Source organism: Thalassotalea sp. G2M2-11 (assembly GCF_017168195.1).
Classification (GTDB): Bacteria; Pseudomonadota; Gammaproteobacteria; order Enterobacterales; family Alteromonadaceae; genus Thalassotalea_E.
In genome coordinates this window covers 1-20252 of the sequence record NZ_JADNYL010000003.1, presented here as the reverse complement: position 1 = coordinate 20252, position 20252 = coordinate 1, and the positions used below count along the sequence as shown (strand labels likewise).

Below are 20252 nucleotides of genomic sequence, written 5' to 3'. Positions count from 1 at the left end.
GTTATATCTAGGGCGTGTTGATCTTTCAAGTTTGTTTTTGCAGCAGTTTGTTGGAAATTTATACAAAGCAGTTCTTTTGATGTGTGGTTGTTCCACATGATAAAGCACTAAAGATTTTATGCTCCTGCAAATCACCTTACCCCACATCCATGTGGGGCAACATAGTAGAAATGACAACAAACGCTGCCTAAAAGGTTCGGTTAAAAGCGTTTTACTCTTTGTTGAGAGGAGATTTACTTAGATGGCTAAGCGTCATTCCTCACGCCGCGATTAAAACGCTTTTATCTCGAACAAAAATCAAACAGCAAAGATCAACACGCCCTAGCCTTGTTTAATAACAATCTTCTGTTTTAATGAGTCTAGCGAATCCATTTGCAGAATATCCAAATAATTAAACGGTTGTTCTTTAGGTTGATAGAAGCCAAGCCAAGTTATATCAGGCTGTTGTTTTACTAGAGCCAGCGCCTTTTCTATAATAACGCTGATTTGATCCCAAGAGAGCTCTACAGGTTGCTCACGATCAAAAGGATAGAACGAATACGCAATACTAACGCCATTGCTATTTGCTAATGCTTCGCTAAAGCGGTTCGTTAAACGCGCCGAAAGCTCTGCAACATTATTATCTTTTTCATAACCAATAATGGCAAAGGTATCTTCTGCCCAACGGATCACTAAATCATCATTATTGCGGCTATATAAAAGTAAGTCGGTAAAATTTATTAACTGACTATTATTTACTGCTGACATCTCATTAATTTGTACCATAACAATATATAGTCGAGGCAAAATATTTCGTTGTACAGGTAATAAATTTTGATGAATTTGATTCATTAATTGACTGGCTTGCTCAATATAAATATCTAAATAACGCCGACTTCTCACCCCTGTCACTTTATCCGTTGTCGCAGCAAACTCTAACTTTTTATTCGCTTGCTCCAATTCAAGGTTTTTGGCCAAATAGTCTTCTGTTTTAGCAGCAACCTGACGTCTTAAATCTTCCTTTTGCGTTTGTTCATTCATCAGTTTTCTATTTAGCATTCGAGAGTAACTGAGCAAGACTAAAGCAATGACAGATGCATATAACATATATGCCCACCAAGTCTTCCATGGCGGTGGGGTCATCACAATTTTTAACTCATAAGGTTCACTCCAGATGTCATCACTATTCCCAGCAATTACTTGTAAAGTATAATTTCCCTCAGGTAAGTTGGTATAAGTTGCTCTGCGCTGTTTACCTGCATCGATCCACTGCTCTTGAGAGCCAAGTAATCGATACTTGTAACGGGTAGATTCAGGCGCAGCATAGTTTAGCCCTACGTACTCAAAAGAAATAATTTGATCCTTATAATCAAAAACTAACTCTGTCAATTTTGTTAATGGTTGAGGAAAATGCATCGGCTCGTTGAGATTAAATATATTGGTAAGACGAACCAAAGGTGCTTGACGAGGTTTGTTAACACTATCCGGATTAATGCTAACAAAACCTTTAGCACTACCAAAAAAAAGCGTATTGTCATCGCTTTTAAAAACTACCCCATGGTTATACTCCAAATCACGTAAACCATGACTAGTATCAAAATGTTTAAAGCGTTGATTAATGGAGGAATATCTTGAAATCCCTTTGTTTGAACTAAACCAGATATTGCCTTCGCTGTCTTCCCTAATACCGTAAGCGGTTCGGCTTTTCATGCCATCTTTAGCATCTAAATGCTTAAATTCAAATTGGTTGTTTAAGCGTTGTGCTTTAGGCAATATATTTAAACCGGCTGATTGCGTGCCTACCCATAAATTATCTTTACTATCAAGATATAAAATCCAAGCCAGATCACTGCTGATACTTTTACTGTCTTTGGCATTGTGTTTGATATGAGTGAAGCGCTCAGTGTTAGGATCAAACCTATTAAGGCCACCACCATAGGCCGCTAACCAAATGATGCCTTGTTCATCTTCAATAATTTGTAATATATGGTTAATGCTAGGGCCTGATTCATCAACCGGACTTTGACTGGTAAAACGGGTAAAGCGGCCATCTGAGTTCAATCGGTTTAACCCATTATGATAAGTTGACACCCACAAAGTACCATTTCTATCGCTTATAATATCAGTAATGCTATTGGCAGAAATAGACGATGGATCAGCACTATGATGGTTAAAACGCGCAACACTATTATTGAGCAAATTAATTTTATATAAACCAGACGCTCTTGTTCCTACCCATAAGCTACTACCTTGAGCATACAGTTTAGTGATCCTTAGATCCTTAAAATCTTGTTGAACCGCTAAAGGGGTAATTTCATTAGAGCTGAGTTCAAGTTGATATAATCCACCACCATATGTACTAAAAAAGACTATATTTTCATCAGACTGAGCAAAGCCACTGATATTATTACTCTTCAAGTTTGGATGCGTTTGCGCACTATACTGGTTGAAGGTTGTCATATAAGGGTTCCAACGATCCACCCCCGCAAATGTACCAATCCAGATCATTTGATTACTGTCTTCAAAAAACGTCAGTACAAAATCACTTTTTAAACTAAATGGATTTGAAACAGAATGATGAAAACGCCAAAAATTATCATCTTTAGCGTTATAAATAAGTAACCCTTTATCGGTGGCTATCCAAATTTTATTGGCACTATCTTGATAAATATTCTCAATGGTATTGCTAGCAACCGATTGCTTATCTTGACTGTCATAGCGATAGTGCACGGTGTGATGTGTTTTGGGATGATACTTAATCAGACCGTTTTCAACCGAACCTATCCACACATAACCTTGGTGATCTTGATAAAGGGAGTTAATAAACTTACTCGCTTGAAACACAGATTTTTGCTGATTAAATCGAATTTGTTTAACAAAATTTCCTGCTAAATCAAAAACTGATATTCCACCGCCATTAGTCCCCACCCAAATATGACCATCTTGAGTTTCAAGTAAAGCATGAACCATATTATTCGTTAAACTATTCGGGTTACCAAGTTGCTGCTGAATTTGCTGACTATGCCATTGTTGCTTGCTGGTATGTAAAATGGTTAAGCCAACTTCAGTACCAACCCAGATTTTACCTAAACTATCTTGCAAAATGGCATTAACATTATCATGAGCAAGCTTTGCATTAGGTGATACCGTTGTGAAATGCTGAAAGTCATTCGTCGCTTCTCGAAAAAGATTGAGCCCGCCGCCACGTGTCGCTACCCATAGGTTGTTAGCATTATCAACCATTAATCGACTGATCACATCGGAGCCAAGAGAAGCTGGTTGATTAACATCGTGGTGATAACTGACAAACTGATGGCCATCAAAACGATGTAAACCTTCTTGTGAGCCAAACCACATAAAGCCATGGTGATCCTGTTCAATGGCTCGAATAAATTGATAAGACAGGGGGTTATCTAAGGGAAAGGAGCTCAACAAATTCAATTCTTGAGCATTAGGTTTAAAGAGTATCACCGTTAACAGGATAAATAGCAGTGCTCTGATCACAATTAACTCTTTAAACCTCATATTAAACGCACTACTTAGTTAATAAGTAGTGCATACAGTTATTGCTGGTCAACCCAGTTATTAACGCCAATCGCCTCTGCGCTGGTAAATTCAACACTGTTTTTCCAAATCAAACCACCATCGACATTGACACTGTTTTTCCATATTAAACCGCCATCAACATTAACGCTATTTTTCCAAATCAAACCGCCATCGATACCAACACTATTTTTCCAAATAAGGCCACCATCGGTACCTAAACTGTTTTTCCAAATCAAGCCACCGTCAGCGCCTAAATTGTTCTTCCAAATAAGGCCACCATCACTATCAAGCTCATCAGACACACTCCACTGATAACGAGAGCTCAAGCCTTCGATAAAAAAGTTTCCATTTTCATCTACATTCGCGGGACCATAATAATGGGCTTCACCGGCTAAATCTTTCGCAATATCCATATTCGTATTAGCACAATCAATCGCCGTGCTATTTAACGCTTGCTGGACATCAACAACACCAGCACCTTGTTGAAACACACTATAGGCCAAGTCACCTAAATCGTTTACCGCTAATTTTGCACTCGACATTAAGCGACACTTAACATCATCAGGCGTTAACAAAGGATCTTGGTTTAACATTAACGCAACAACACCTGAAACAACGGCTGCCGCTTGTGAAGTCCCCGACATTTCAAAGTATCGGCCACCATCATGAAATTCAGGGTGTTCTGTGACTATTTGAGAATCATATGCCATCAAGCCAGATAAGTGACCACCTGGTGCAACAATCTCTGGTTTGACAAAGCTTTCTACCGTTGGTCCTGCAGAACTAAATGTCGCTAAATTATCATCTTCGAAATACGACTTAGTGTAGCTGTCTGTCATTGCGCCAACAGTAATAATATACGGTACATTGCCTGGCACACCGATAGACATAGGTTCTGGCCCTTTATTACCTGAAGAAGCCACAACAACAATGCCCGCCTGCCATGCTTTCATCACCGCTTGGTTAAGAGGATCATCCCAATAGTAAGAGCGAACTGGGCCGCTAAACGACATATTTAGCACACGCAAGTTAATTTGATCTTTTACTTGCAATGCCCAATCAATACCTCGAATAACATCAGCATAGGTAGCTTGACCTTCACCATCAAAAGCTTTAATACCTACAATTGACGCATTTGGCGCAACACCATAAATTTTACCATAAACATCGTAGTCACTATTAACGGCAATACTTGAGACATGAGTACCATGACCACTTTCTTCGCCGCCATAGTTGCTAATGGTGTTATTTACCGCATCATAGGTGCCCCAAAATTTATCACGACCATATAAATCATTCGTCAAGCCAGCTAATTGCTCTAAGCCAGTATCGAGAAAGCCGATAGTGATGCCATCTCCAAAGTTACGGCTTGAATGAGCGTCAGTTGCATTGATATAAGTAACAACATCAGAGCTAGGCTGCCATTTACGTTTACCCCAACCATAACCGTTACTAGCTAGTTTGACCTTGTGGTTAACTGTTGATTTGATAGTGGTGGTTTGCTGGAGTTGTAATAATTCATCTTCAGTTAAATTTACCGCTACTGCGTTGATAATTGGTAATATATGGGTAGGTGTTAACTGCTGCTGAACCAGACTCTCTTGTAATTTTTCTATATTCTTTGCACTGACAATATAAGACTGTCGCTGCTGAGCATTACTCGCAGTAACCTCTTGTAGACCGAAGTTAACCACGCCACCGATCACAACTAATAGTGATAACGATAATGTGATTTTTTTAATTGAAGTGACCAACATAAAGCTCCCCTTTGCTCTTTACATCTATACAACTTATTAAAAACATTAGGGTTATAATTAAAAAACGAAAAGATTTCGTTATTTAAGTGATGTTTCTTTGTTAATAAATAGTTACAAACTGTTTACATTTAATACTAAACATAGCGAGGTTTCCCCCTGAATGTCAACTACTAATCTTACCAAATTATGATCACAACCCCTGATTACATACCCTAAAACAACAATGTCCAGCTTAGAAAACTAAGCTGGACAACTACTCAGATTATTGATTTTTAAAAATTAACCGTAACATCAGCTGAACAGGTTGAACTGTCTGTTTCACAAACACGGTATGTGTAGCTTCCTTTACCTTTAAAACTATCAGTGAAGGTACCATCATTACTCGTCGAGCTGTATAAAGCGCTATTACGGTAAATGTCTACATTCGCAGTTGATGCACCACTCCATGAAAGGTCAACATAGTTAGCACCTTTTGAACGAGAAGTACTTGCTGATAACGTAATATCACCTTCTACTGGAGGTTCAACCACATCACCACAACCATTTGCAGTTAAATAGGCATCCGCTGCTGCAGCTTTGACAATACCATAACCAAAATAGGCATCCTTACCGGCTGCACCAGCATCTTCTGCGGTTGCTTTTAACGCATTACGAATATCAGTACCTGTACAGCTATTATGATTTGACCATACTAGCGCTGCAATTCCTGATACTGCAGGTGTTGCCATTGAAGTACCACTCATAAAGCCATAATCACTCGCACCGATATTAATATCCATAGTGCTTGCTGCCAATAATGCGGTTCGATCTTCTAACGCAGCCCCAACAGCAGGTATTGTTGTTGCATTTGTATCACCTAAGGTACCATATAACATACCTGATTCATTATTGATGATCACCGCAGCTACACCGCCAGAATTTTCACAGTTTTGCACTTTATCGTGAAATGAAATATTGCCACGATCTATTACACAAACCATGCCATTGGCTGCACTATCAATCGCTTCTGCTGTTCCCATGAAATAAGTATTACCGGTCGCAGTACCTGAGTTCTCCATAGCGGCAGAGGCAAAGTACTGGTCATCTGCCGTTAATGAGGCGCTTGTTGCCATACCTGCTGGGTAAGTAGATAAAGTATCCACACCACCGGCTGTTACTTCGACACAAACTGTTTCATCGTTTATGGTATCACGACTCTTGCCTCGGCCTGTTGTGATCATACAACTAGGATACTGAGAGAAATCGGCAATATTGTTATTGGAATCGTTAGCACCTACCATCATTACTGATGAGTAACCTGCTGGGTATGAACGTACATCATTACCATCATTACCCGCTGCCGCAACGACTAAACCACCTGCTTCTGTAAAGGCATTAAAAGCATTCTCTTCAGTGCTATTTGCACCACCACCGCCTAAACTCATGCTGATAATATTTGCGCCAGCAGTTGAACATTTCTCAGCAGCATATGCTAAATCCGAAGAATAACCCCAACCACTTTCATTGAATACTTTGATGATGTGCATATCGACACCGGGCGCCATGCCCACAACACCAACGTTATTATCAGCAGCACCGATAGTACCTGCTACATGAGTACCGTGAGGACCACCATGCTCATTCCAGTTACCAGTACCTGAATCATTATCACCTGTGATATTGCTCCAAACAAAATCAGAATTTGAACTATCTAAGCCTGAATCTATTACACATACCTTCATACCTGCGGCATCATTAAACATCACTTGATTTGCTTGCGACTGGTAAACAGCGTAAGGCGTGACCTGCTGAGCCATCGGATCACCAGCATCATCACTGTATACCGATAATGGCACTCGGCGTTGATCTTCTTCAATCACCTTAATGTGTGGATTATTTAATAAGCCTTTTACTTCACTTAAGCTTTTACCTGCAAATGAAGCAGCAATAAAGCCATTACCATCGACTTTTAAATCAGCGCCTAATTTTTTGGCAAGGGCTTTTACCACCCCTTTATTACTATTATCAACTTGAATAATGTATCTATCGTCTGCTGCTTGTGCTGATTGCACATTAAGTACTGTAGTGATCGCTACTGCTACCAGTGAACTTGAAAATTTTGAAACTGTCATTTTTATCTCCGCGTTGAAGTTCTCTTAATCGTTATTCTGCTATTAAAGTACTGAGTTCCATTCAACGACGTCATAACTTTTTATTTAGCGTATGTCGCCCTTTGCAGTGATACTACCTACTCCCCAACACAGCCCTAGTACGAATCCGACAATTTTTAGTACAAAAACGACACAAAAAAATTAAATGCTTTATTTACAAATAATTAACATAAATCTCAACTATTAAAAAAGTCGCAAATAAAACAAAAAATGTCTGTGCATTGCTATCACCAGTTTACTTTCTCTCTCAATATTAATGACGTTGAAAACGCTCAACAAATTTGAAATCAAATAATAAAAACAACAAACCTAATGGGGTTTACTTAATGAAAAATTCGAATAAATTTTTGCTGAACACTTTAACTTTAGCGGTAATTACAGCATCAGCTAGTCACGCTTATGCACAGACGGCTAACCTAAAAAGCAACAGCAAAGTTAGTAACGCAGCAGCACCCAGCTCATCTTTTGCTCAATGGCGCGCACAACAAAAGTTGAGTAAGTATGATTATACCGATCAGTTGCTTATCCAGTTTAAAGACAAAAACCAAGGACACAGCATTCCACCAGGACTTGCCAAAAAAGTAGGCTTAGATCTTAAACATGTAAAACAACTTAGCAATGGTCAACATGTTGTATCAATGGGTGAATTAAAACATATCAAAGATATTGAAAAATTCATTGCTAAAATGCAACGTCATCCTGCGGTTGAAAGCGTTGAAGTTAACTATCGTCGCTTTCTATTTTCACAGAATCAACCTTGGGGTATCGCTAATACTCAGTCTGACTTACTCTCTGATAATGATGCTGCAAACATGACCGTTTGTATTATTGACTCTGGCTACGAACAATCTAATCCAGACTTAAATGCTAACAATGCTACAGGAACCAATAACTCAGGCACTGGTAACTGGTACCAAGCGGGTGGTTCTCACGGTACACATGTTGCTGGCACGATAGCGGGTGTTAATAACAGTGAAGGTGTTGTAGGTGTTATGCCAAACACCAATGTTAACCTGCATATTGTTAAAGTATTTAACGAAAGCGGTTGGGGTTACTCAGGCGATCTTTCAGATGCTGTTAATACTTGTGTGAACAATGGTGCAAAAGTTGTCAACATGAGTTTAGGAGGTAGTGGTTCAACTACCGCGGAGCAAAACTCATTACAAGCTGCTGCAGATGCTGGCGTGTTGTTAGTGGCAGCATCAGGTAATGATGGTAATTCAACGTTATCTTATCCTGCATCTTACGATTCAGTTATGGCGGTTGGCGCAGTCGATCAAAACGGTCAACACGCAGAGTTTTCACAATATACCAGCCAAGTAGAAGTTGCAGCACCTGGTGAAGCCATTCTTTCGACTGTTGCTGGCGACGGCCGTTTAGGGTATATCACCATTGGTTCATCAACTTATGGTAATGACCATGTGGTACCACAAAGCCGCTACGTAGAAAGTGGCGGTAATTACAGTATTAACAACGTCAATGGTACCGCACAAGGTATTCTTGCAGCATGTACTGTCTCAGGTAGCAGCTATAGCTGTAGCAGTAATGTAGCTGGTAACATTTGTTTAGCAGAACGTAATGGTAATCAATCAGGCAGCAGCTACCCTGAAATTAATCCAGCGAAAGCTTGTACTGATGCAGGGGCTGCGGGTGTGATTGTTTATAGTGATTCAGATCGTCCAGGCTTACAAAATCCATTCTTAGTAGATGGTACAGGTGCGGTTGATGTACCAACAGTATCGGTTAACAGAACTTTAGGACAACAATTGGCTGGTCAATTAGGCCAAAACGTCACGTTAACGGTTAATGGTAATCAAGATTATGCTTATTACAATGGAACATCTATGGCTACGCCTCATGTAGCAGGTGTTGCAGCATTAGTGTGGAGTAATAACCCTGATTGTAGTGCTGATGATATTCGTAGTGCATTAAAATCAACAGCCATTGATTTGGAAACAGCAGGTCGTGATGACAAAACAGGTTATGGTCTAGTGCAAGCAAAAGCTGCATCTGATTCATTAGCCAGTAGCTGTAGCAACACAACTGAACCCCCGACGACTGACAATGTTCTAGAGAACGGCGTAGCAAAAAGTAACTTAGCGGCGAGTAAAGGCCAAGAACTTAGCTTTACCTTAGATGTTCCTGCAAACGCAACAGACTTAACCTTTGATATGTCAGGCGGCACAGGTGATGCAGATCTATACGTTAAATTTGGCTCAGCGCCAACAACTAGCTCATACGATTGTCGTCCATACAAAACGGGTAATAGTGAAAGCTGTCCAATTTCAAGCGCGCAAACAGGCACTTACTATGTAAAAGTAATCGCATACTCTGATTTTAACGGTGTGTCATTAACTGGTAGCTACACAGATAACAGTGGTGGCACAGGTGCTACTGGTGGAAGCGCTAGCGTTTCAGACATCAGTGTTAACCGTTATGATTGGAAATACTACACCATCGATATTCCAGCGGGTATGTCTACCTTAGATTTCACCATCAGTGGTGGAACTGGTGATGCAGATCTGTATATCAAACGAGGCCAACAACCAACGTCTTCAAACTACGATTGTCGTCCGTATAAAGGTGGAAACGAAGAGACATGTTCTTTTACCAATCCAACTGCTGATACATGGCACATAGGCATATATGGTTACTCTTCAGTATCAGGCTTATCATTAGATGTAGTATATAATCCATAAAGCATGACCAATGCTTTAAAAGTTAAAAAGCCAACTTGTTAACAAGTTGGCTTTTATGTTCATGAGGTACGGTATCACGAAATTGCAGGAGCATAATTTAGTATATGTTCAGGAGGTACTGTATAGCTAAATCCTTGCGTGACAACGTTCTTCAAGAGACATAACTACAAAACGGTGAGCGCCTGACTTAAGTAGTATGTCATCACCAAAGCGCTATGTAGCTCGAACATTTAACTTTACGAGCTACACTGCAGTTTTTATTCATTCCCTACATATTCGGATAGTTAGGCCCGCCTGCACCTTCTGGTGTCACCCAAGTAATATTTTGGCTCGGATCTTTAATATCACACGTTTTACAGTGGATGCAGTTTTGCGCATTAATCACAAACTTAGGCCCTTGTTCACCCTCTTCCACTTCGTAAACTCCAGCAGGGCAATAACGCTGAGCAGGTTCAGCATATTTAGGCAAATTCACCGTTAACGGGATAGAGTCATCAGCCAGCTTTAAGTGACAAGGCTGTTCTTCTTCGTGGTTTGTATTTGATAAAAATACCGAAGAAAGCTTATCGAAACTTAATTTGTTATCAGGCTTAGGGTAATTAATCACTGCGCACTCTGATGCAGGCTTTAACTGTTCATGATCGAGGGAATCATCTTTAAAGTTAAACGGTAGCTTACCACCGAAAAAGTTTTGATCGATAGTGTTATATGCCCCACCCAAGAAAGTACCAAATTTATGCATCGCAGGGCCAAAGTTACGCGTATTATATAACTCATCGTACAACCAAGAGTTTTGGTACATTTCAGTATAGCTGGTTAAATCTTTACCGCCTTCATCTCCGGTGCTAATAGCAGCAAAGATAGCTTCACCCGCTAGCATGCCCGACTTCATCGCCGTATGATTACCTTTAATTTTTGCAAAGTTAATCGTACCCGCATCACAACCAACCAATAAACCACCTGGCATGGTCATTTTAGGTAATGAATTAAAGCCGCCTTTTGCCATCGCACGTGCGCCGTAAGAGACACGTTTACCACCTTCAAGGTATTGCGCAATTTTCGGGTGATGTTTATAACGTTGAAACTCATCAAATGGACTCAAATGTGGATTGGCATAATTTAAATCAACAATTAAACCAACAAATACTTGGTTATTTTCTGCATGATACAAATAACCGCCACCATTGGTATTTTTATCTAAAGGCCAACCCGCCGTGTGAACTACTAGACCTTCTTCATGTTTTTCAGGATCAATATCCCAAATTTCTTTAAAGCCAATACCATAATGCTGTGGTGAGCAATCTTTATCTAACGCAAATTTTGCAATTAATTCTTTACCTAAGTGGCCGCGACAACCTTCAGCAAATACTGTGTATTTCGCTCTTAATTCCATACCTGGCACATAAGAATCTTTAGGTTTACCATCAACATCCAACCCCATATCACCGGTTAATACACCGGCAATACTACCGTCATCATTATAAAGCACTTCTTGCGCAGGAAACCCTGGGAAAATCTCAACGCCAAGTTGTTCGGCTTGCTCAGCTAACCAACGGCACATATTGCCCATACTGGCAATATAGTTCCCCTCATTATGCATGGTTTTAGGCACACCAAAACCAGGTAACTTAATGGCACTTTCGGCGCCATTAAATAAATAAATATCATCTTTGTTCACTTGCGTGCTAAGTGGCGCCCCTTTTTCTTGCCAGTCAGGAAAAAGTTCATTGAGTGCCCGAGGTTCAAATACCGCCCCAGATAATATATGCGCACCAACTTCAGAGCCTTTTTCAACAACGCAAACCATAAGCTCTTGTTCTTTTTCTTGTGCTAATTGCATTAAACGACATGCGGTAGATAATCCGGCAGGGCCTGCTCCAACGATCACCACGTCAAAATCCATCGATTCGCGTTCCATAATTTCCCCCAAAATTGTTTTATTACTGAAATTCAAACACACGTTTGATTTTCAAACACCTGTTTGATAATATCATACCTATAGAATTTTCGTCAGTAAATACTATGCTGTAAAAGACATTTACTGATATAAAACATATTCGCTCATTTTGACACAACTTTACGTTGACGCGCACGTTATCAAACAGTAGTCTTTGAGCCAATAATGACGTCTACACTTGAATAAGCGTAGACTTAAAAATACAACAAGCATAATTAGAGGCAACGATGAAAGTATTAGTACCCATCAAACGTGTCATCGACTATAACGTTAAGGTTCGCGTTAAAGCAGACAACAGCAATGTTGACTTAGCTAACGTAAAAATGGCAATCAACCCATTTTGTGAAATTGCAGTAGAAGAAGCTGTACGATTAAAAGAAGCAGGCACAGCAACAGAAATAATTGCTGTATCAATTGGCGATAAGTCTTGCCAAGAGCAATTACGTACCGCTTTAGCTTTAGGTGCTGACCGTGCCATTCAAATTGAAACAGATCAAAACTTAGACTCTTTACATGTCGCTAAACTACTACAAAAAGTTGTTGAAGAAGAACAACCACAATTGGTTATTTTAGGTAAGCAATCTATTGATAGCGACAACAACCAAACAGGTCAAATGCTCGCTGCATTAACAGGTTTACCACAAGGTACCTTTGCTTCAGTAGTAAAAGTAGATGGTGATAAAGTTAACGTAACACGTGAAGTTGATGGCGGCCTACAAACTGTAGCACTTAATATGCCTGCTATTGTAACTACTGATTTACGCTTAAACGAGCCTCGTTACGCTTCATTACCTAACATTATGAAAGCTAAACGTAAGCCGTTAGATGTTAAAGCTGCGAGTGATTTTGGCATAGACCTAACACCTCGTTCTACCTTAATCAAAGTAACACCACCTTCTGAGCGTCAAGCCGGTATTAAAGTTGAGTCAGTTGATGAGTTAGTTGAAAAGTTAAAAAATGAAGCGAAGGTGATCTCATGAGTATTTTAGTATTTGCCGAACATGACAATAACGAATTAAAAGCGGATACCCTTAAAACAGTTGCTGCTGCCCAAGCAATTGGTGGTGACATCAATATTCTTGTTGCAGGAGCCAACTGTAGTGCCGTAGCTGAACAGGCAGCGAAAGTAAATGGCGTTAGCAAAGTATTAGTCGCTGATAACGCAGCTTATGAACACCAATTAGCAGAAAATATCAGCTTATTAGTGACAGAGCTTGCTGGTGATTACGAACATATTATTGCAACGGCATTAACCACAGGTAAAAACTTTATGCCTCGTGTCGCAGCTTTATTAGATGTTGCTCAAATCTCTGACATTATCGGTGTTGAATCAGCCGATACATTTGTTCGTCCTATCTATGCAGGTAATGCCATTGCTACAGTGCAAAGTTTAGATAGCAAAAAAGTGATCACTGTTCGCGCAACTGCATTTGATGCCGTAGCGACAGATGGTAATGCCGAGATTGTTGCGCTTGATACTGTTACCGATGCAGGCACTTCAAGTCATGTAAGCGATGAACTTACTGAGTCAGAACGCCCTGATCTAGGTGCAGCAAGCGTAGTTATTTCTGGTGGTCGTGGTATGCAAAATGGCGATAACTTCAAACTACTTGAAGGCATCGCTGATAAATTGGGTGCTGCTATTGGTGCTTCACGCGCTGCGGTTGACGCTGGTTTTGTACCAAATGATATGCAAGTTGGTCAAACAGGTAAAATTGTCGCGCCAGATCTTTATATTGCTGTTGGTATTTCAGGTGCAATTCAGCACTTGGCAGGTATGAAAGATTCAAAAATTATTGTTGCAATCAATAAAGACGAAGAAGCTCCTATTTTCCAAGTGGCTGATTACGGTATTGTTGCTGACTTATTTGATGTATTACCTGAGCTTGAAGCTAAGCTGTAACCACTAAATAATGTAATATAATAGAAACCAGCCATACGGCTGGTTTTTTTTATCACTAGATTTAATTATAATCGTCCATATACTTTTCAATAGAGCTGTATTTATGACTTGGCAAGATCAACTATCCACCCTTGTATATTCCACTGATAAAGGGAAAATCAAAACAGAAACTGCACCAGAAGTCACGCCTAGTGATGGTTTTGCCAAGGTACGCCGCGAAACCAAAGGCAGAAAAGGCAAAGGGGTTGTCGTCATTAGTGGTTTAGGCTTAGCACCTGATGAGTTAAAAAGCCTTGCCAGTAAATTAAAGAAAAACTGTGGTACTGGTGGAAGCGTGGTTGAACAAACCATTGAAATACAAGGCGATAAACGAGAAACCATTAAAGCTATCTTAGAAAAAGAAGGTTTTAAAGTGAAATTTACAGGCGGCTAAATTTTATTGCCCCTGTTCAGTAATCCCGTATTGTCGTAACTTCATAGCAATTTTGTTATGCGAAACGGCTAAACGTTTAGCCAATTTACGGGTAGTAGGATACAAAGGGTAAAGCTCTGCTAATAACTGGCTTTCAAACAACGCTTGTGCACTCGCCCAATCTTTTATTTCTTCTTGATTCACTTGTGGGAGCACAAGTTTTTCTTGTCGATCAAAAAGAACGGTTTTCACTTGCTCATCTAAGATAGTATCTCCCTCATTTAAAGCAATCAAACGATAGATAACATTTTCCAATTGTCGGATATTCCCTGGCCAGTGAAAACTTGTCAATGTGATCATAGCATCATGACTAACTTTAGGTGGTTCGAGCTTAAACTGTCGGGCAGCATTTTGTATAAAATGCTCGACCAATAATACAATATCTTCTGAGCGATCTTTTAACGATGGTAACTCTAAACGTAATACATTTAAGCGGTAGTAAAGATCTTCTCTAAACTTTTGCTGCTCTATTAGCTCATTAAAGTCCTGATGGCTGGCACTAATAATTTTAACATCGGCAGTAAACTCCTTGGTGCCACCTACTTTGCGATATTTAAAATCTTGTAGAAAGCGTAACAATTTCGCTTGTAAATAAGGTGACATTTCCGCAATTTCATCAAGAAACACCGTTCCTCCTTGCGCCAATTCAAATAATCCCGGTTTACCTCCCTTGCTCGCACCTGTAAAAGCGCCTCCTTCGTAGCCAAATAATTCACTTTCTAATAAATGCTCAGGTAATGTTGCACAGTTAATGGTTAAAAATGGCGCTTTTTTGCGACTACTGAGCTGATGAAGAGCTCTAGCAATAAGCTCTTTACCTGTGCCAGTATCTCCACAGATAAGTACAGGCAAATCTAACTCTGCAAATCGTCTAACCTGCGCAAGCACTAAGGTTATTTTCTTCGAACGCCCTACAATTGTTTCTAACGCATCCTGAGTAGACGATTGCATTAGACTCAACTGACGGCCCACTTTATTCATTGATCTTAAACTGATCACCGCACCTGTGATCCTTTGCTTTGATAACACCGGATTTACATCGGCAATAAAGGGTTGATTCAAAAAATTGACCGAAACACTAATTTCACTTAAAGGCAGTAACTGTGTTAGCGGCACATCAAGGAATTTAACAATGTTTTGCTGCAATAAGGGATGTTTTGACACAGCCACTAATTTATTTGCGGCAGAATTCGTTGCTAAAATAGTACCTTGTTCATCAATATCAATAATGGGATCAGGGATCCGATTCAGTAACGCATGCAAATGATTTTCACGCTGTTCCGCTGGCATTTGCCTTACTTGAGCACATTGAATATAGCCATCAATACAGCGTAATGACTGATCGACCTCTGTTAGGCTAACACTCACATTCTCAATATGAACAAAGGTGAAATGCGCTTCCACTTCAATACTTTTTAAATTCCATGATTTAGAAGCAAAGATTGCTAATATTTCTTGGCTAATACCAATGCGATCACTGGATTCTATTTTAATCTTCAATTTTGTCACCACTGTATTACATTAATTACAGTGTAATACCTTTAGTACAAAAATAAAATCTTTAATTAACAATTAATTAGATACATAAAAATCGCATCACATGCATAAGAACTCTACCTCTTGTAATATTTATATTACAAGAGGTAGAGTTCTTACTTAAGAAAAACTCCATAACTGACTGATTTATATAGACATTATAAAATTGGATTAGTTATTGCTGTAATAGATAAATAATAACGATAACAACATGAATTCAGCAAAGAGAGTGTACTATGGCGAACAGTAAGTTTATTGAAACGCAAGCAATCCATTCCGGTCGTATCAACGATGAGCAATTTGGCTCATTAGCAACGCCACTTTATCAGACATCTACTTTTATTTTTGATAATGCTGAGCAAGGTGCTCAGCGTTTTGCCGGGGAATCCGATGGTTTTATTTATACCCGTCTGGGTAACCCAACCACACGTCAATTAGAAATGCGCGTTGCCGCGATGGAAGGCATGGAAGATGCGGCAGCAACCGCAACAGGTATGGCTGCAGTTTCGGGTGCCCTACTCGCTAACCTTGCTGCTGGTGATCATATTATCTCATCTAAAGCAGTCTATGGCTGCACGTTTGCTTTAATTAGTCATATGCTAACTAAATTCGGTATCGAAGTGAGTTTTGTTGATATGTCTGAACCAGAAAACATCACTGAGGTAATCAAAGACAATACCAAAATGGTATTTTTAGAAAGCCCGATAAATCCTAACCTTGAAGTATTAGATTTAGAGCGTATTTTAGCTATTTGTAAACAACACCAACTCATTTCAGTGGTTGATAATACCTTCATGACCCCAGTTTTACAGCAGCCCGCTAAAATGGGAGCCGATATCATCATTCACAGCGCAACAAAATATCTTAATGGGCATGGTGATGTTGTTGCCGGTATTATCTGTGGCAGTAAAGAGATGATAGAGCACATTAAACTGACGGCACTCAAAGACATTGGCGGCACAATGAGCCCTCATGATGCATGGTTAATATTACGAGGACTTAAAACGCTACATTTGCGTGTTGAACGTCATTGTCAAAATGCTCAACTTGTCGCTGAGTTTTTAGAGTCTCACCCCAAAGTGGCTCGCGTTTATTATCCTGGGCTTGCTTCTCATAGCGGTCATCGATTTATTGGTAAGCAAATGAAGGCTGCCGGTGGTGTCATTGCCTTTGAATTACACACAGATTTAAAAGGTGGTGCGGACTTTATTAATCGTATGCAATTATTTTCAATCGCAGTTAGCTTAGGTGATGCCGAATCATTGATCCAACATCCAGCTTCGATGACTCATTCCCCATACAGCGATGAAGAACGTCGCGAAGCAGGCATTAGTGACAGTTTGATCCGAATTTCTGCAGGTTTAGAAAATGTGACCGATCTCATTGAAGACTTAAAACAGTCACTAGATGCTATCGAAAACAACGAACAACAAGTTGCTTAATTTTCTTGTTAAAACTGCGCTAGGATAGATTCTAGCGCAGGCATTAGCTTGTTTTTTAATTCAGCTAATTCAGCTTCAGAATATGCCTGCATAGGATGTTCACCCCAAATAGGTTTCGGCCAAGCCTTATCTTCTTCAAAGCGAACAATATGGTGAACATGTAATTGGGGACAAACATTACCTAATGCCGCCACATTCATTTTGTCACCGTTAAATACCTGCATCAGCAATTCACTCAATAAACTCGATTCATTTAACAGTTGTTGCTGATCAGCCCAGTCTAATTGATAAATGTCTTTGATATTTTCTACCTTAGGCACCAAAACAAACCAAGGATATTGGCTGTCATTCATCACTAATAACTTAGACAAAGGAAAATCTATTAATTCGAGACAATCACGTTGTAATAAATGATGTAAAGTAAATGAAGTATTCATTATCGTCCCTTCTTTGGTTTATTTTTTCGTCCGCGACCACGTGCTTTCTTCTTTGCTTCACGTTCAGCAATTTTCTTTGCTTCCTGCTCAGCAAAATATAGTTGTTCTGCTTCAACCATGCTTGGAGTTTCAAAAGTTAAACCGCCTAGCGTCTTATCTCTAATTTCATTAATTAAAATAGCGGAAGCTTTATGAAAATCAACATGACCGCCACTTTTGATACAACTTCTACGACGACCAATCTCTTCAATAAGTTCAACTTCTCTTTCAGGCATTTCAGTTAAATCATAGCGTTGTTTCAATTGCTCGGGATAATGCGCTAACAAAAATTCACCAGCAAAACAGGCAATATCATCGTGATCATAAGCGGTATCTTTCACCGCACTAGTAATCGCCAATCGATAACCACTATTTTCATTGACAATTTTTGGCCATAGCATGCCAGGGGTATCATACAAATAAAGGCCATCTTCTAACCGGATACGCTGCTGCCCCTTCGTCACCGCTGGCTCATTACCAACCTTTGCTTTGGCTTTACCAACCAAGGTATTAAGTAAGGTTGACTTACCAACATTGGGGATCCCCATGATCACTGCATTAATTTGTTTACCTGTTTCGTCTTTATTAGGCACTAGGTTCCTAATTAGCGATGGAATTTTTTTGGCAACACTCGGATCATCCGTTGTTAAGGCTATGGCCTTTACATTTTGTTGAGCCTCAAGGTAACTCAGCCACACCTTAGTCTGCTCAGGATCTGCCAAGTCACTTTTATTTAAAATCTTGATTAAAGGTTTATCACCTCTAATTTCAGTGATCATCGGGTTTTCACTGCTAAAAGGTAGACGCGCATCACATACTTCTATAACAACGTCTATTTGCGGCAGAATTTCTTTTATCTCTTTTTGGGCCTTATGCATATGCCCTGGAAACCAATTAATTGCCATGTTTGAGTTCACAATTGAATTACATCAATGAATTTTAACAACTAATTGTTATTTATCCTATCAATTATATTGCTCTTAACGTGAGCTAATCCAATTAAGTGCTCATGAATTTGAGTTAGTACAATTTTTATTCGTTATTTATTGTAAGTATTAACATTTTATCATCTACACTTAATTATAGAGGCGTCAAAGGTAGTTTAAGTGAAGAGAAGAAAGCAACCACATATCGTTGAAAAAGATGCAGGAGTGGATATGACTCCCATGCTAGATATTGTTTTTATCTTGCTGATTTTTTTTATTGTCACGACTTCATTTGTCAAAGAAAATGGTTTTCTAGTGAAAAAATCAGAATCAAGTAAGGCAAGTGCGGCAAAGTCAGAGAATATCATGATCCATATTGATGAAAATAACACGATATTTTTTAACACTAAGCCGGTTGACATAGAACGTTTACCTGCGCGAATAGAGTTCTTTCTAGCCGAACATCAAACGAGAAATATTATCCTGCGTCCTCATGAGGAAACCAACTATCAAAAAGTGGTTGATGTCTTAGATAAACTCAAACAGTTTAATAAACTCACCATAACAATGGGCTTGTACAAACCTTAACAGCCAAGCTAAAATTTATTAAAAGCAAACTGCTATACTGTATTGATCAACTTCTTTTCGGGAAGAGTACTTGATGAAACATATCGTATTAACTGCATTGCTCTTCAGCAATTATACCCTAGGTGCGACCAGCGAATTTATTATTAGTCAACATCAAGATATCAATGAGCTCAGTGCATTACAACCCTGCATTGAGAAAGTAAAAATTGCATACGATACTCTTAACATTGCTTATAAAATTGTCCAATACCCGGGGAGGAGAAGTATTCTGATGGCAGATACGGGGCATTCAGATGCCGATTTATGCCGTGTAAAGCTCATCGAAAATCGCTATAAAAACTTATATCGTGTTGAACCCGCTATCCATCAATTGGCTTTTTATATCATCACAAAAAAACCGCACAAACCTATCAATTCGTTAAATATGCTTAAGAGCTTAAAACTTGGGAGTATACGCGGTATGATGGCAGCTGAATTAATGTTCGAACATCACGATATTCGCTATGAAAATACCCTAAAACAGGCTGCTCGCCTACTGAAAAATAATACAGTAGATGTTCTGATATTACCTTTACATGATATCGATCGATTAATGATGGATGACTCAACTACTAACTTTCATGTTCAAGAAAAACCACTTTATCAATTGAAGCTGTATCATTATATACATAAAAAACACAAAGATATGGCAATACCATTAAGTACTATTTTTAAACACTTAACTTCGATAAATAAAGCTAAATAGCTCCCCGTGAATTAACTCGGAAATGAATTAACACAAATAACATCAGTGATGAACCAGTCATCATTTACTTTATCTC

Annotated in this window: 14 protein-coding genes; 7 read left to right on the top strand and 7 right to left on the bottom strand. The window is 39.3% G+C overall.

Annotated elements, in window-relative coordinates:
- Positions 1–321 precede the first annotated feature (321 nt).
- From IV514_RS11060 to IV514_RS11050, 3 genes are all read right to left on the bottom strand, one after another.
- The gene (locus IV514_RS11060) at positions 322–3483 is read right to left on the bottom strand and encodes a two-component regulator propeller domain-containing protein (RefSeq protein ID WP_346776921.1); all 3162 of its coding nucleotides are present in this window, start codon (positions 3481–3483) and stop codon (positions 322–324) included.
- Positions 3484–3542: 59 nt separating this feature from the next.
- Complete coding sequence (locus IV514_RS11055) at positions 3543–5282, bottom strand: S8 family peptidase (protein WP_206485342.1); 1740 nt, start codon at positions 5280–5282, stop codon at positions 3543–3545.
- Between the two features lie 272 nt (positions 5283–5554).
- Entirely contained in the window at positions 5555–7393 is a 1839-nt protein-coding gene (locus tag IV514_RS11050; RefSeq protein WP_206485341.1) for a S8 family serine peptidase, read from the bottom strand.
- Positions 7394–7758: 365 nt separating this feature from the next.
- Between IV514_RS11050 and IV514_RS11045 the strand changes: the two genes are divergently transcribed.
- Positions 7759–10131 (top strand): S8 family serine peptidase, encoded by a 2373-nt coding sequence (locus IV514_RS11045; protein ID WP_206485340.1) that lies wholly within the window; start codon positions 7759–7761, stop codon positions 10129–10131.
- Between the two features lie 268 nt (positions 10132–10399).
- Here the strand turns inward: IV514_RS11045 and IV514_RS11040 are convergent, their stop codons facing one another.
- On the bottom strand, positions 10400–12049 hold the full coding sequence (locus IV514_RS11040; RefSeq protein ID WP_206485339.1) for an electron transfer flavoprotein-ubiquinone oxidoreductase: 1650 nt from the start codon (positions 12047–12049) through the stop codon (positions 10400–10402).
- Between the two features lie 266 nt (positions 12050–12315).
- Between IV514_RS11040 and IV514_RS11035 the strand changes: the two genes are divergently transcribed.
- From IV514_RS11035 to IV514_RS11025, 3 genes are all read left to right on the top strand, one after another.
- Positions 12316–13068 carry an electron transfer flavoprotein subunit beta/FixA family protein gene (locus IV514_RS11035; RefSeq protein WP_206485338.1) on the top strand — a complete coding sequence of 251 codons (753 nt, stop codon included), beginning with the start codon at positions 12316–12318 and terminating at the stop codon, positions 13066–13068.
- A complete protein-coding gene (locus tag IV514_RS11030; protein ID WP_206485337.1) occupies positions 13065–13991 on the top strand; it encodes an FAD-binding protein in 927 nt (308 codons plus the stop codon). Before IV514_RS11035 ends, IV514_RS11030 begins: the two co-directional genes overlap by 4 nt.
- Positions 13992–14094: 103 nt before the next feature.
- Entirely contained in the window at positions 14095–14424 is a 330-nt protein-coding gene (locus IV514_RS11025) for a stress response translation initiation inhibitor YciH (protein ID WP_206485336.1), read from the top strand.
- A gap of 3 nt (positions 14425–14427) precedes the next feature.
- Here IV514_RS11025 and IV514_RS11020 read toward each other — a convergent pair whose 3' ends face one another.
- Positions 14428–15963 (bottom strand): sigma 54-interacting transcriptional regulator, encoded by a 1536-nt coding sequence (locus IV514_RS11020; protein WP_206485335.1) that lies wholly within the window; start codon positions 15961–15963, stop codon positions 14428–14430.
- A gap of 272 nt (positions 15964–16235) precedes the next feature.
- Between IV514_RS11020 and megL the strand changes: the two genes are divergently transcribed.
- Complete coding sequence (megL, locus tag IV514_RS11015) at positions 16236–17441, top strand: methionine gamma-lyase (RefSeq protein WP_206485334.1); 1206 nt, start codon at positions 16236–16238, stop codon at positions 17439–17441.
- A gap of 8 nt (positions 17442–17449) precedes the next feature.
- Here the strand turns inward: megL and IV514_RS11010 are convergent, their stop codons facing one another.
- A complete protein-coding gene (locus tag IV514_RS11010) occupies positions 17450–17878 on the bottom strand; it encodes an HIT family protein (protein WP_206485333.1) in 429 nt (142 codons plus the stop codon).
- A complete protein-coding gene (ylqF, locus tag IV514_RS11005; protein ID WP_206485332.1) occupies positions 17878–18822 on the bottom strand; it encodes a ribosome biogenesis GTPase YlqF in 945 nt (314 codons plus the stop codon). The genes IV514_RS11010 and ylqF overlap by 1 nt, the downstream gene beginning before the upstream one ends.
- Positions 18823–19023: 201 nt before the next feature.
- Here ylqF and IV514_RS11000 point away from each other — a divergent pair, with 201 nt between their 5' ends.
- Both IV514_RS11000 and IV514_RS10995 read left to right on the top strand, forming a co-directional pair.
- On the top strand, positions 19024–19431 hold the full coding sequence (locus tag IV514_RS11000) for a biopolymer transporter ExbD (RefSeq protein WP_346776920.1): 408 nt from the start codon (positions 19024–19026) through the stop codon (positions 19429–19431).
- Positions 19432–19504: 73 nt separating this feature from the next.
- Complete coding sequence (locus IV514_RS10995; protein ID WP_206485331.1) at positions 19505–20176, top strand: hypothetical protein; 672 nt, start codon at positions 19505–19507, stop codon at positions 20174–20176.
- Positions 20177–20252 lie beyond the last annotated feature (76 nt).

Excerpts from the sequence above, each read along its gene's own strand:
- IV514_RS11025 (WP_206485336.1), top strand. The coding sequence starts at position 14,095 with ATGACTTGGCAAGATCAACTATCCACCCTTGTATATTCCACTGATAAA.
- IV514_RS11035 (WP_206485338.1), top strand. The coding sequence starts at position 12,316 with ATGAAAGTATTAGTACCCATCAAACGTGTCATCGACTATAACGTTAAG.
- IV514_RS11040 (WP_206485339.1), bottom strand. The coding sequence starts at position 12,049 with ATGGAACGCGAATCGATGGATTTTGACGTGGTGATCGTTGGAGCAGGC.
- IV514_RS11010 (WP_206485333.1), bottom strand. The coding sequence starts at position 17,878 with ATGAATACTTCATTTACTTTACATCATTTATTACAACGTGATTGTCTC.
- ylqF (WP_206485332.1), bottom strand. The coding sequence starts at position 18,822 with ATGGCAATTAATTGGTTTCCAGGGCATATGCATAAGGCCCAAAAAGAG.
- IV514_RS11055 (WP_206485342.1), bottom strand. The coding sequence starts at position 5,282 with ATGTTGGTCACTTCAATTAAAAAAATCACATTATCGTTATCACTATTA.
- megL (WP_206485334.1), top strand. The coding sequence starts at position 16,236 with ATGGCGAACAGTAAGTTTATTGAAACGCAAGCAATCCATTCCGGTCGT.
- IV514_RS10995 (WP_206485331.1), top strand. The coding sequence starts at position 19,505 with ATGAAACATATCGTATTAACTGCATTGCTCTTCAGCAATTATACCCTA.
- IV514_RS11050 (WP_206485341.1), bottom strand. The coding sequence starts at position 7,393 with ATGACAGTTTCAAAATTTTCAAGTTCACTGGTAGCAGTAGCGATCACT.
- IV514_RS11045 (WP_206485340.1), top strand. The coding sequence starts at position 7,759 with ATGAAAAATTCGAATAAATTTTTGCTGAACACTTTAACTTTAGCGGTA.
- IV514_RS11030 (WP_206485337.1), top strand. The coding sequence starts at position 13,065 with ATGAGTATTTTAGTATTTGCCGAACATGACAATAACGAATTAAAAGCG.